Raw genomic sequence first — 12925 nt, forward strand, 5'->3', positions numbered from 1 at the left:
TTTCTAAAAGAAGAAAAGAAAATAAACTGTTTTTGCGTCGGCATGTATATTTGTAAACTTTTAGATGTAGGCAACTTAACTGGATTTCTCCGTTTTTTAGAGGAGGCGATAGAGTTATACCAATTACAGTAAATAGCTAATCTATTTTACTGGTTAAAATAACTCACTTCTGCGTTGTAAGTTTTGCAAAGGGAACAACCATTTACGTCAACTTACGCCTTAAATTTAGCTATTTTTCCTGCGCAAAATTTAGATCACATACTTAATGTAATTGGTATTATTACGCACCCGGTGCGACTTTTTCTTCATCATATCCATTTCATAAAATATCTCTGTATCGACCTTGCTCGACGTGATTAAAAAATATAACGGTTATTCAATACCTTCGCCAATTTTGATTTAAGTTTAAAATGGAATTCCATACCAGTACAAATCAACCACTTACAAGTAAAAAGTTCGTCAAAATGGGTTAGTTTCCATTTTGGCGAAGGTATTGTTATTATTCTTCAGTTTCAACGTCAACTTGAACTGTTGCTATCTGCTGTAAAACATCGTATTCCATTGCACTTTGTTTGCAATATTAGCGGGGTTGCTTTCAGGTAATCTTATATATGGCATGACTTAAATACATAAAACAATTATCACCTATAATACAAATAAGAAATAAATGGCAGATCAATCTTGCTGGTTAAAATAAATTTTTCATTGTGGCAAGTTTCGTAAAGGGAACAACCATAAAAGAATTAAAGTCTTTATTTTAATTCTACCGAAAGGGGAGAATTAACGACGTTAATCTCTCGAAAGGCGTCAACTTGCATCTTGAACTACTCTATTTTTCCTGCGCAATATAAGATCTCATACTTACATCCAATTGTTATAACTACCTTTCTACCATAAAATCAAACATTAACAGTTTGCTTTTATCGCCCACTGAAATCGCTATCTGTAATTCCCAAGCCATCTTAGGCGTTGTACAAGCACCCACTAAGCTTTTTGCACTAAAGTGCTGTTCTGATGTTTTTTTGAATGTGACTGGAATCCTGCCCATAAACATGGTTTTCCCCACAATTTTAGCATTTTCAATCTGAATATTTTTTATCGGTGAACTCAGTTCAAAATTTATCCACTCTTCTGCTTTAATGGGGTGATTTTTAATAGTTAGGAAAAAAGCCCCCTGATCGGTCATAAATTCACACGCTTCTACGTAATCACAGCGTACTAAACTTACTTTCCCCTTTTCATGGAAAGCCTCTTGTGGGGGGGTATCGAAGGTTCTCCAAAAAAAAAGTGCCATTAAAACTAACAACATGAGCAATAATTGAACAACTCGACTTTTTGTTAACATTTCAATTCCTTGTAAAAATAGTGGTTACCGCGCATTTATTAACATAAAAGAGTATTTTGTTAACAAATTATCAATGCAAATCTATTCATCTTTTCTATTATCGCGTACACTTCCGCACAAATGAAGCTGTGTTTAAAATAGTTTTATTTAATTACTTATATTACGCCATGTCTGGCGTACATTATAAAAACACGCATGGAATCACAACAATGACAACCGCAACGACAATTCAACCTGACTACAACATGAAAGTTGTCCGTCAGTTTACACTTACCACCATATTTTGGGGTATTATTGGCATGAGTGTCGGGGTGCTTATCGCAGCCCAACTTATTTGGCCAGCGTTAAATTTCGACACACCTTGGTTAACTTACAGTCGCTTACGCCCACTACATACAAATGCAGTTATTTTTGCATTTGGCGTATCAGCACTGATGGCCACCTCTTTATATGTGGTGCAACGTACTTGCCAAACAAAACTGTATGGTGGCCCGCTGGCTTCCTTTGTTTTCTGGGGCTGGCAACTGGTTATCATCTCTGCAGTCATCAGCTTACCGCTTGGTTACACAACCTCAAAAGAGTACGCCGAGTTAGAGTGGCCAATTGATATACTGCTTACCATTGTATGGGTACTTTACGCGATTTTATTTTTTGGTACACTTGCCATTCGTAAAACATCACATATCTATGTAGCAAACTGGTTCTTTGGTGCATTTATCTTAACCGTTGCAGTTTTACACATTGTTAACAGCTTAGCGATTCCTGTTTCGCTGGGCAGCATGAAATCTTATTCTATCTATGCGGGTGCTGTTGATGCAATGGTACAGTGGTGGTATGGGCACAATGCCGTGGGTTTCCTATTGACGGCGGGCTTTTTAGGAATGATGTATTACTTCGTGCCTAAACAAGCAAATCGTCCCGTTTACTCTTATCGCTTATCCATTATCCATTTCTGGTCACTGATTGCCGTTTATATTTGGGCAGGTCCACATCACCTTCATTACACAGCACTGCCTGATTGGGCGCAATCGTTAGGCATGGTAATGTCGCTTATCCTATTTGCTCCTTCTTGGGGTGGCATGATCAACGGTATCATGACCCTTTCTGGTGCTTGGCATAAACTGCGTACCGATCCTATTCTGCGTTTCTTGGTGGTTTCACTCTCTTTCTACGGTATGTCTACCTTTGAAGGACCGATGATGGCCATTAAAACCGTTAACGCACTTTCACACTATACTGATTGGACTATTGGTCATGTACATTCTGGTGCACTCGGTTGGGTAGCGATGATCACTATTGGTTCAATTTACCATTTAGTACCGCGCCTATTTAACCAACGAGGTATGTACAGTGTTGCACTGATTAACCTGCATTTCTGGATGGCAACCATCGGTACAGTGTTATATATCGTGGCGATGTGGACCTCTGGTGTTATGCAAGGTCTGATGTGGAGAGCGGTCAATGCCGATGGCACATTAACCTACACATTTGTTGAATCCTTAGAGAAATCGTATCCATTCTATACCATCCGTTTATTAGGGGGAATAGTGTTCTTATCGGGTATGTTTATTATGGCTTACAATACATATAAAACAGTGACAGCGGAAGATGGTTCAATCAACCCTCAAGAGCTTGGGGAGTAATTTATGAAATATGATTTTATTGAAAAAAACGTCGGTTTATTAGCTATTTTTATCATCATTGCAATTAGCTTTGGTGGTTTAGCACAAATAACCCCACTCATGTTCCAAGATGAGACAACCGTACCGGTCGATACACTCGTCCCTTACACAGCCCTTGAGATGGAAGGTCGAGATATCTACATCAAAGAAGGTTGTCACGTTTGCCACAGTCAAATGATCCGCCCTTTCCGCGCAGAGACTGAACGTTATGGTCACTACAGTGTGGCGGGTGAAGGTGTTTGGGAACATCCATTTTTATGGGGTTCTAAACGTACTGGCCCTGATTTGGCACGTGTTGGTCAACGTTATTCTGATGCTTGGCATGAAGTTCACTTGATTAATGCACGTGATGTGGTGCCACAATCAAATATGCCCGGTTTCCCGTGGTTAATGGACAATGTGTTAACAGGTGAAGATACGCAACGTAAGCTTGAGATTTTCCGTAATAACTTCGGTGTGCCTTACACAGATGAAGATATTGCAGGCGCAAAAGCGGCTGTTGAAGGAAAAACAGAGATGCAAGCTCTGATTGCTTACTTACAATCACTAGGTCACGCATTTAGATAATAACACCCATCAATAACGCCTACGGCAATTAAAGAAGGCGTTATTGAGACTAACTACTGGAGGCTTTAATGGAGTTTCAAACGTTCAATGGACTATACACACTGTTCCTAATTATTATCTTCGTTGCGTTGATTTTATGGGCATACAGTAAAAAACAAAAAAAATCGTTTGATAATATCGCCAATTCGATTTTTGATGAGCCTCAAAACTTATCGAAAAATCAGAAGGCAGAGAACAAACAGTCAGGAGTTAAAAAATAATGAGCCTATTTTGGACACTATGGATCTCAGTCATTACGTTAATTGTTGTTATTGGTTGTGGCGTTTTATTACGAATCACCTCCAAAAACTACACGGGAGTGCCTGAAGGTGAACCGATGCCACATTCGTTTGATGGCATCCAAGAACTAAATAATCCGCTACCAAAATGGTGGGTAGCGCTCTTCTGGTTTACCATCGTCATTGCCATGATCTACAGTATCGCCTTTCCAACGTATACTGCAAATTATAACGGTTTATTAGATTGGACCAGTGCAGAAAAAGGGGTCATGAACCCTGCAGAGTCAGCGGAGCTTGCGAAAACATCACAATCACAGTATCAGCGTGAAATGAATGCAGCCGAAGAAAAATATGGCGCTGTATTTAAACAACTTGCTTATGATGAGTCTGGTGCTTACAAAGATTTATCGCTGATTGCTAAAGACACGGAAGCGGTAAAAGTAGGTCAACGCCTGTTTTTACAAAACTGTGCTCAGTGTCACGGCTCAGATGCGCGTGGTAGTACAGGTTTCCCTAACCTTGCAGATAATGACTGGTTATACGGCGGTGAAGCAGAAACCATTAAAACCAGTATTATGCATGGTCGTCAAGGTGTGATGCCCGCTTGGAAAGATGTATTAGGCGGAGATCAAGGTGTTAGAGAGGTAGCAAGCTACGTACTTAAACTCAGTGGTCGTCGTGTCAATGAAATTGAAGCACAAGCGGGTAAAGAAAAATTTGCAATTTGTGCTGCTTGTCATGGCGCAGATGGTAAAGGAATGCACGCATTAGGCGCACCGAACTTAACCGATAAAAGATGGTTATACGGTGGCTCACGTAAAGCGGTTGAAGATACCATTGCTAACGGTCGCAACGGTGTTATGCCAGCTTGGTCTAAAGTATTAGGCGAAGATAAAGTTCACCTAATTAGTGCCTTTGTTTATTCTCTTTCGATGACAAAATAAACAAAACCATACCGGGACATAAAAAGCCTCATTTAGGAATCGTTACATAATAACTTGCGCTAAATTATTTTCAAAAAGCCTGAAATGACTGGTTATTTTGAAAACAAAAGCGCAAGTAATTTTGAAGCCGATCCTTAGAGGCTTTTTTATGGCAAAAAACAACTTAAGATGATAAATTCACCTTCCCACTTACTACCTATTTAGGGTCAGCATGACAGATAATAAAAAAAGTTGGTTTAAACAATTTTGGCCATGGTTTTTAATCGCTTTACCAATGGTTGCCGTGGTAGGTTCAATCAACCTATTTATTACCGCCGTGGATAATAAACCCGACATGGTGGTTGATGATTATTACGCCAAAGGCAAAGCCATCAACAATGATTTTGCTTTGCTTAAAGAGGCTAAAAAACAAAATATCAGTGCAAGCATCACACAACACAATAAAGAGTTACTGATTGATCTACAAGGTGTTGCAGATAAAAGCTCTATCTCATTCTCTTTATACCATGCCACCCTTGCCAAGCGCGATATAACACAAATGCTAACCGCAGATGCCAGTGGACGCTATCATTTTGAAAGTGATCAGGATTTAACGGGAAAGTGGAAATTACGCATTGAGCCCTTTGATAAAAGTTGGCGTTTACAAAAAACAGTGAACCTACCGACTGCAACTATTAATCTATAATGAACAACAGTCATGACTGCTTCCACTGTGGCGAGCCGAATCCAAGTGGAACAAACTTCACTGTTAATATTAAAGATGAAGACAAACAGATGTGCTGCCCGGGCTGCCAAGCGGTAGCGCAAACGATTGTTGATAGTGGCTTAACCTCCTATTACGATCACCGCAGTGAAACTGCAGAAAAAGGCAGCACTCTTGTCCCAGAGCAGTTAAACCAGTTAGCGCATTATGATATCGAGCAGATCCAAGAAGAGTTTGTCAAGCAAGATGCCGATTTCAATGAAATTACCCTCACCGTTGAAGGCATCACCTGTGCAGCATGTGCATGGCTGATTGAAAAACAATTGCGTCAATTAGTTGGACTGCAATTCATCAACGTAAATACCACCCTGCACCGTGTTGTTATCCGTTGGCAGAAAGATACACTCAAACTCAGTCGCATTTTAACTGAAATTCAAAAAGTGGGCTACAAAGCTTACCCTTTTCAAGTTAGTCAACAAGAGGCTTTGTATACCCAGCAGGCTAAAGCCTATTTACGCCGTTTAGGATTAGCAGGTCTTGTCACCATGCAAGTGATGATGTTTGCTATTGCCCTCTACTCTGATTTTTTCTCAGGGATGGAGGAGGAATTTATTCACTATTTCCGCTGGGTAAGTTTTATTTTAGCCACGCCCGTTTTACTTTACAGTGCGCAACCCTTTTATATCAATGCATGGCGTAATCTCCGTAATAGAACCTTAGGCATGGATATTCCAGTTTCCATCGCACTGCTTGGGGCTTACTGCGCTTCTGCGTATGCAACCATAATGGGCACTGGCGAGGTCTATTTTGAAGCTATTTCTATGTTTACCTTTTTGTTATTACTGGGTCGATTATTAGAGTTGCGCGCACGTCGAAAAGCCTCTGAAACTAGTAGTAACCTATTGCGTTTATTACCTTCAATGGCAACGTTAATCGAACAAGATAAAGCCTCTTTAATCCCCGCAAAAACGCTTAAAGTGGGGCAAGTTATTCTTGTTAAAGCAGGGGAAACGATTCCTATTGATGGCACGATTTTAACCGGTATCAGTCACATTGAAGAATCGATGTTGACCGGTGAACATTTGCCTGTTCATAAAAAGAAAAATAGTCCCGTATTTGCAGGCACAGTAAACATTACTAGCCCTCTGACCATTGAAGTGACAAAATTACCACAAAACAGTTTAATCTCAGACATTATTCATCTGCAAGATAGCGCACAATTAAACAAACCGCGCATTGAAGTGGTTGCAGATCTGGTTTCGCGTTACTTTGTCGGCGCACTGCTTATAACCGCACTGTGTACTTATATCGGCTGGTACTTTATCGACCCTTCCCAAGCCTTTTGGATAACCCTCTCAGTATTAGTGGCTACTTGTCCTTGCGCCCTTTCATTGGCAACACCCACCGCACTTACCTGTGCCACCGCACAGCTTAATAAACAGGGTATATTAATTAAACAGCACCATGTGTTAGAAACACTCAATAAAATCAATCATATGGTATTTGATAAAACAGGCACATTAACCCACGGTAATTTTGTTCTGTTAAACACAAGCGTTTATAGTGATTTTTCAAAGCAAATGTGTATCGATCTCGCATCACAACTCGAAAAAGTATCAGAGCACCCTATTTCACTCGCTTTTCATCAACAACAAAAAGAGAGTGTGCAATTAACCGATGTGATTAATCAGCCCGGACAAGGTTTACAAGCCAGTTACCACGGAAAAGCATTAAAACTGGGTCACGCGCAATTTTGTAAAATAGATAAAACGATTAAAAGCAAAGAGTTAGTTATTTATTTAACATTAGCAGATAAACTTATCGCCACCTTTGAGCTGGGTGATACACTGCGAGAGAGCGCAAAAATCATCATTCAATATTGCCGAGACAACAACATTAAAACCACCCTATTAACGGGTGATATCTCAGCAAAAAGTGAAGAGGTTGCAGAAATCCTCAAAATAGATAATGTTATCAAAGGGATAACACCTGAAGGTAAATTACAACAGTTACAAACACTGCAGCAATCACAACACGTGTTAATGGTCGGTGATGGTATTAATGATGCGCCTGTTCTTGCTGGCGCGCATGTTTCAGTGGCACTTGCCAGTGGCACCGATATCGCTAAAAATAGTGCGGATGTTATCCTGTTGGGAGAAGATCTTAATAAACTCAGTATATTGCGTGACACCGCGCAAAAAACCACCCTGATCATCAAAGAGAATTTAGGCTGGGCAATTGGTTATAACTTGATTATTGTTCCATTGGCAATCACAGGTCATGTCCCCCCTTACATTGCCGTAATTGGCATGTCATTTAGTTCACTGATTGTGGTCAGTAACTCATTAAGGTTGCTTAAATAACAACGACTCAACACCTTCTAAAGTTTAAGGTGTTTTATAAAAATAGAACGTAAATGCTCAGGGCTAAACCATTTATGTCTAGTTCAGGGCAAAAAAGCGCAGTTTAGTGGTTTAAATAAGTCTTTTCAACACCGTTATCGGCAGATAACGGAAGCCTTAACTTGAACATACCTTCAATAGCAACGACCTGAATAGTTACCTTAAATAAAGGATAAAAATGAGTATTATCTATGTATTAATCCCTATTGCGATGTTGTTTGTTAGCATTGCAGTATGGGTGTTTTTTTGGGCCGTGAAATCTGATCAATATGAAGATTTAGACAGAGAGGGTATTAATATCCTCTTTGATGAAGATGTCCCAGCTAACAAAGAAAAAAAACAAGAAATTAAAAAAGAAAACACCGATGATAAATGATTTTATCGCGGCACTGTTCATTGGATTATTAGGTGCAGGTCACTGTTTAGGCATGTGCTCAGGCATCGCCAGCGCCATCACCTTTTCAAACGACCAAAACCAGAGCAAACTGTCTTCTTATACCTCACTATTACTCTACAATTTAGGAAGAGTAAGTAGTTACTCACTTGCAGGTGCCATTTTTGCAGGCAGTAGTAGCGCACTGATTATTTTCTTTGGTGGCAAAGAAGCGCTCATTTACCTACGTATTGTTGCGGCTATTTTAATGTTGTTTCTCGCACTTTATATTTCACGTTTATGGTTTGGTTTATTAGCGCTAGAAAAAATGGGACAATTTATTTGGCAATTTATCAAACCGATTGCACAATATTTTTTACCTCTCAAACACCCCTCCCTTGCATTTCCGCTGGGTTTTTTATGGGGATGGTTACCCTGCGGATTAGTCTATTCAACGCTCTCTTGGGCAGCAAGCAGCGGTAGTGCAAGTAATGGCGCACTAATAATGCTTGCTTTTGGGCTGGGAACTCTCCCTGCAATGCTGACGGTTGGCTCATTAACACAGCAGTTAAAATTCACTCTTAATCATCGTTATTTCCGTTACGGGAGTGGTCTATTATTAACCATTTTTGCGGTACATACTTTCTATGTTGCAATACAACAACTCAGTTAACAAAATAGCAACAAAGCAACGTAGCACACACTTTCTTAGTTTAACTTTACCTGACTAGCAGTAAGTTTTTGTTAGTGGTTCAAAGCCTCTGCAAATAGTGTTAAACTTGATATAAATCAAGAATTGAAAGTCGGAATAAGTAGAGAGCTATGGAAAAAAGTAATACAGGTCGCGTTCAAAGTGGTAGTTGCGCTATTCGATGCCAAGACTGTAGTATCAGTCAGTTATGTATCCCCTACTCGCTCAATGAAACTGAACTAGACCGTTTAGACAATATTATTGAACGTAAAAAACCGATTCAAAAAGGCCAAGAAATCTTTAAAGCGGGCCAAGAGATGAAATGTTTATATGCAATTCGCTCTGGCACACTCAAATCTTATACCATCACTGAACAAGGTGATGAGCAAATCACTGCATTCCACCTTGCGGGAGACTTAGTGGGATTTGATGGTATCAGCACGGGTACACATCCAAGCTTTGCACAAGCGCTTGAAACCGCAATGATTTGTGAGATCCCTTACGATACCCTTGATAACCTTTCAACCAGTATGCCTAAATTAAGACAGCAAATTTTACGCCTCATGAGCGCAGAGATTGTGGGTGACCAAAATATGATCCTACTGCTTTCTAAAAAGAATGCAGAAGAGCGCTTAGCATCATTTATCCATAACCTCTCTACTCGTTTTGCAGCACGTGGTTTCTCTCCGCGCGAATTTCGTTTATCAATGACACGTGGTGATATCGGTAACTACCTTGGCTTAACCGTAGAGACCATTAGTCGTTTATTAGGCCGCTTCCAAAAGAGTGAAATGATCGCAGTAAAAGGCAAATACATCAGTATCTTAGATGAAGATCAGCTTGCTGAATTGGCGGGTGCCAAGAAAAAAGGCTAAACAGTTAACAAAAACTAAAAAAAACGTACAAAATAGCCTTTTTAATCTTAAAAAGGCTACCTATTTCTCCCCATCTCAACTAAATTATAAGTATCATCCTTCGTTATATTAAGGGCAGATTATGCTTAAATATCAAAATATTTTAGTCTTTATCGATCCAACCCAAGAATCACAACCCGCACTAGCACGTGCCACTGAAATAGCCAAAAAACAACAAGGCTCAACCATCACATTGTTTCTCTGTTGTTACGATTTAAGTTATGAGATGACCTCATTAAGTTCCTCTGATGAGCGACAAGCAATGCAACGCATTGTTATCAAAGAAAACCAAGCATGGTTAGACGCATTAGCCGTTCCTTATCAAGAACAAGGCGTTACTATTAATAGCCGTGTAATTTGGCATAATCGCCCTTTCCAAGCAGCTATTATTGAAGTATTAAAAAATAATCACGATTTAGTGGTGAAAGCGACCCACCCACATTCAAAATTGAGTGCTATTTTCTTCACCCCAACAGATTGGAATTTACTGCGTAAATGCCCTGTGCCACTGCTACTTGTTAAACATCATAACTGGCCTGAAAACGGTAATATTCTCTGCGCCATTGATTGTAAAAGTATGCAAGATGAAGAGCATCACCTGCTTAATCAACAAATCCTTAATGAAGCAAAAGCGATGGCAACGATCATTAATGCCAAGACCCATATTGTTAACGCTTACCCAAGTCCACCCATGAACATTATGCTGGAACTACCAGAATTTGATCCCATCAACTATGAAGATGGCTTAAAAAAATTCCACCAAAAATCACTACAAGAATATGCACAAAAAAACCAAATAGCAGAAAATGAAATACACCTTGTGCAAGGGTTACCTGAAGATGTGATCAGCACCGTTGCGACAGAAATAGATGCACAACTGGTTATTCTTGGCACAGTAGGCCGTTCAGGACTAACAGCCACACTGCTTGGACACACCGCAGAGCAGGTGATTGACCAGCTAGATTGCGACCTATTAGCATTAAAACCCACAGGCTTTATAAGCCCTATTACTCTCTAGTAACTACTCTGGCCGTTGCCATTTAAGCCTATTTCATCGTTGGAAAATGCTCATTTAAACCACTAAACTGCGCTTTCCCGCCTTGAACTAAGCATAAATGGCTTAGCCCAAAGCAATTACAATTTAAAAGCACCGTAAATATCAAAAGGTGCCGAATAACAACATAAAAAGGTATATCAATAAAATGAACAGATTAGTTACTGGTGATAAAGCACCACTTTTCACCCTAAAAGACGACCAAGACAACAATGTTTCACTGACAGATTTTGCGGGGAAAAAAACATTAATTTACTTCTACCCACGCGCGATGACCCCGGGTTGTATCAATCAAGCTTGTGGCCTGCGTGACAGCAAAAGTGAACTTGCAGAACACAATACGGTGGTGTTGGGTATTAGCCCAGATCCCGTTAAAAAGTTAGCTAACTTTGTATTAAAAAAAGAGCTTAACTTTGCATTGCTCAGTGATGAAGATCATGTTATTGCCGATGCATTTGGCGTGTGGGGAGAGAAAAAATTTATGGGTAAAACTTACGATGGAATTCATCGTATTAGCTTTTTAATTGATGAAAATGGCCTAATTGAACACGTTTTTGATAAGTTTAAAACTAAAGACCACCATCAAGTTGTCTTAGCTTACTTACAAGGCTAATTTATCACTTTGATTGCAAAGAGCACCTGTCATCGTTTGATGATTTATAAAAAATTATTGAACGATTTACTTTTGCAAGCTTAATAATTCCATCTCTGCAAGGACCCCCGTTGAAGCAGCCTGAACAAAGGTAGTAATCAAAAATATTTTTATTTCCATCCCTTTTTACAGTCAACTCACTTAAATAGATCCCGATGTTGAAACTCTATCGTTAACTTACCTCCGGCGGAGCCAGAGATAAGTTAACGACAAATATATCTAACTGACTTCAATCACAATTTTACCGCGTGTGTGACCCGACTGACTTTGCTGGTGTGCTTCAACGATTTGTTCAAGTGAAAAACGATGTTCAATAAGGGGTGTTAGCTTATCCGCTTCAACCAAGGCATTTAATTCACCTAAAATACGGCTACTGGGTTCAATAAAGACAAACACGCCCGTCACGCCAAACTCTTTCGCTGTTTCTTCACTTGGTGGCTGAGTAACTGAAACTAACATCCCCCCTTTTTTCAGTAAAGCCCAAGAGTCATCTTGCACAGTGCCCCCCATCGTATCGATCACCAAATCAACCGCTTCAATCTGCTCACTTAGTGGTGCTTTAGTATAATCAACCGCTTGGTCAGCGCCTAATTGCGTTAATAATGCTTGGTTACTCGCCGATGCTGTTGCAATTACAATTGCTCCTTTTGCTTTAGCAATTTGAATCGCCAAATGACCAACACCACCCGCCCCGGCATGAATTAATACACGTTGGCCTGCTTGTAATTGACCAACATCAACAAGGCATTGCCAAGCAGTAATGCCCGCTAATGGTAAGGCAGCGGCTTGTGCGAAATCTAATTTCGTTGACTTTAACACTGCTTCATTGGCTTTTACGGCAATAAAGTCTGCGTAGCTACCGTTACGGCTAATATCGGGACGACTAAACACTTCGTCACCCACTTTAAAATCACTCACCTCTGCGCCGATTTCAATCACGATACCCGCAACATCCCAGCCCAAAGTAACCGGTAAAGTATAAGGAATAAACTCTTGTAAATATCCTTCGCGAATTTTCCAATCAACGGGATTAATCGCGGCTGATTTTACTTGAATTAAAAGATCGTCAGCATTGATTTTAGGTGTATCAATTTGAACTAACTGTAGTGTTTCAGTGCCACCATATTGCTTTATTTGAACTGCGCGCATGATTTATTCCTTTTTAGAGTCTGATTTATATTTTTATTTTTTAGTTTAATAAGCATAGTGCCATAACGGGCTCCATGCAGATAATTCTCGTTAGCGACGTTGTACCAATCTGAAGAAATAGCGAATCAATTTTACTGCGTAAAATATAGATCACATATTTAATCATTGCTA

The 12925-nt window shown here is 39.8% G+C and carries 13 protein-coding genes; 11 read left to right on the top strand and 2 right to left on the bottom strand.

Annotation, left to right across the window (positions count from 1 at the left end):
• Nucleotides 1-880: 880 nt before the first annotated feature.
• Entirely contained in the window at nt 881-1345 is a 465-nt protein-coding gene (locus G322_RS0103835) for a hypothetical protein (protein WP_022940490.1), read from the bottom strand.
• A 209-nt stretch (nt 1346-1554) separates the two neighbouring features.
• On the opposite strand from G322_RS0103835, the gene ccoN reads away from it, so the two are divergent.
• The 11 genes from ccoN to bcp all read left to right on the top strand — a co-directional run bounded on the left by ccoN (nt 1555) and on the right by bcp (nt 11566).
• Entirely contained in the window at nt 1555-2988 is a 1434-nt protein-coding gene (gene ccoN, locus G322_RS0103840; RefSeq protein WP_022940491.1) for a cytochrome-c oxidase, cbb3-type subunit I, read from the top strand.
• Nucleotides 2989-2991: 3 nt separating this feature from the next.
• Nucleotides 2992-3594, top strand: a complete 603-nt coding sequence (ccoO, locus tag G322_RS0103845) for a cytochrome-c oxidase, cbb3-type subunit II (RefSeq protein WP_022940492.1) — start codon at nt 2992-2994, stop codon at nt 3592-3594.
• A 68-nt stretch (nt 3595-3662) separates the two neighbouring features.
• On the top strand, nt 3663-3854 hold the full coding sequence (locus tag G322_RS0103850) for a CcoQ/FixQ family Cbb3-type cytochrome c oxidase assembly chaperone (protein WP_022940493.1): 192 nt from the start codon (nt 3663-3665) through the stop codon (nt 3852-3854).
• Nucleotides 3854-4816 carry a cytochrome-c oxidase, cbb3-type subunit III gene (gene ccoP, locus G322_RS0103855; protein ID WP_022940494.1) on the top strand — a complete coding sequence of 321 codons (963 nt, stop codon included), beginning with the start codon at nt 3854-3856 and terminating at the stop codon, nt 4814-4816. Before G322_RS0103850 ends, ccoP begins: the two co-directional genes overlap by 1 nt.
• 211 nt (nt 4817-5027) lie before the next feature.
• Nucleotides 5028-5501: a FixH family protein gene (locus G322_RS0103860; protein WP_022940495.1), complete on the top strand. Its 474-nt coding sequence runs from the start codon at nt 5028-5030 to the stop codon at nt 5499-5501.
• Nucleotides 5501-7882: a heavy metal translocating P-type ATPase gene (locus G322_RS0103865; RefSeq protein ID WP_022940496.1), complete on the top strand. Its 2382-nt coding sequence runs from the start codon at nt 5501-5503 to the stop codon at nt 7880-7882. The genes G322_RS0103860 and G322_RS0103865 overlap by 1 nt, the downstream gene beginning before the upstream one ends.
• Before the next feature lie 217 nt (nt 7883-8099).
• A complete protein-coding gene (ccoS, locus tag G322_RS0103870; RefSeq protein ID WP_022940497.1) occupies nt 8100-8297 on the top strand; it encodes a cbb3-type cytochrome oxidase assembly protein CcoS in 198 nt (65 codons plus the stop codon).
• Entirely contained in the window at nt 8287-8967 is a 681-nt protein-coding gene (locus tag G322_RS0103875) for a sulfite exporter TauE/SafE family protein (RefSeq protein ID WP_022940498.1), read from the top strand. Before ccoS ends, G322_RS0103875 begins: the two co-directional genes overlap by 11 nt.
• Nucleotides 8968-9116: 149 nt before the next feature.
• Entirely contained in the window at nt 9117-9860 is a 744-nt protein-coding gene (locus G322_RS0103880; RefSeq protein ID WP_022940499.1) for a fumarate/nitrate reduction transcriptional regulator Fnr, read from the top strand.
• A 121-nt stretch (nt 9861-9981) separates the two neighbouring features.
• The gene (uspE, locus tag G322_RS0103885; RefSeq protein ID WP_022940500.1) at nt 9982-10917 is read left to right on the top strand and encodes a universal stress protein UspE; all 936 of its coding nucleotides are present in this window, start codon (nt 9982-9984) and stop codon (nt 10915-10917) included.
• 184 nt (nt 10918-11101) lie between these two features.
• The gene (gene bcp / locus G322_RS0103890) at nt 11102-11566 is read left to right on the top strand and encodes a thioredoxin-dependent thiol peroxidase (protein WP_022940501.1); all 465 of its coding nucleotides are present in this window, start codon (nt 11102-11104) and stop codon (nt 11564-11566) included.
• Nucleotides 11567-11824: 258 nt separating this feature from the next.
• Here bcp and G322_RS0103895 read toward each other — a convergent pair whose 3' ends face one another.
• On the bottom strand, nt 11825-12754 hold the full coding sequence (locus G322_RS0103895) for an NADP-dependent oxidoreductase (protein ID WP_022940502.1): 930 nt from the start codon (nt 12752-12754) through the stop codon (nt 11825-11827).
• Nucleotides 12755-12925 lie beyond the last annotated feature (171 nt).

It is taken from the genome of Psychromonas hadalis ATCC BAA-638 (genome assembly GCF_000420245.1).
Lineage (GTDB): Bacteria > Pseudomonadota > Gammaproteobacteria > Enterobacterales > Psychromonadaceae > Psychromonas > Psychromonas hadalis.

Excerpts from the sequence above, each read along its gene's own strand:
- G322_RS0103835 (WP_022940490.1), bottom strand. The coding sequence starts at position 1,345 with ATGTTAACAAAAAGTCGAGTTGTTCAATTATTGCTCATGTTGTTAGTT.
- ccoN (WP_022940491.1), top strand. The coding sequence starts at position 1,555 with ATGACAACCGCAACGACAATTCAACCTGACTACAACATGAAAGTTGTC.
- ccoO (WP_022940492.1), top strand. The coding sequence starts at position 2,992 with ATGAAATATGATTTTATTGAAAAAAACGTCGGTTTATTAGCTATTTTT.
- G322_RS0103850 (WP_022940493.1), top strand. The coding sequence starts at position 3,663 with ATGGAGTTTCAAACGTTCAATGGACTATACACACTGTTCCTAATTATT.
- ccoP (WP_022940494.1), top strand. The coding sequence starts at position 3,854 with ATGAGCCTATTTTGGACACTATGGATCTCAGTCATTACGTTAATTGTT.
- G322_RS0103860 (WP_022940495.1), top strand. The coding sequence starts at position 5,028 with ATGACAGATAATAAAAAAAGTTGGTTTAAACAATTTTGGCCATGGTTT.
- G322_RS0103865 (WP_022940496.1), top strand. The coding sequence starts at position 5,501 with ATGAACAACAGTCATGACTGCTTCCACTGTGGCGAGCCGAATCCAAGT.
- ccoS (WP_022940497.1), top strand. The coding sequence starts at position 8,100 with ATGAGTATTATCTATGTATTAATCCCTATTGCGATGTTGTTTGTTAGC.
- G322_RS0103875 (WP_022940498.1), top strand. The coding sequence starts at position 8,287 with ATGATAAATGATTTTATCGCGGCACTGTTCATTGGATTATTAGGTGCA.
- G322_RS0103880 (WP_022940499.1), top strand. The coding sequence starts at position 9,117 with ATGGAAAAAAGTAATACAGGTCGCGTTCAAAGTGGTAGTTGCGCTATT.
- uspE (WP_022940500.1), top strand. The coding sequence starts at position 9,982 with ATGCTTAAATATCAAAATATTTTAGTCTTTATCGATCCAACCCAAGAA.
- bcp (WP_022940501.1), top strand. The coding sequence starts at position 11,102 with ATGAACAGATTAGTTACTGGTGATAAAGCACCACTTTTCACCCTAAAA.
- G322_RS0103895 (WP_022940502.1), bottom strand. The coding sequence starts at position 12,754 with ATGCGCGCAGTTCAAATAAAGCAATATGGTGGCACTGAAACACTACAG.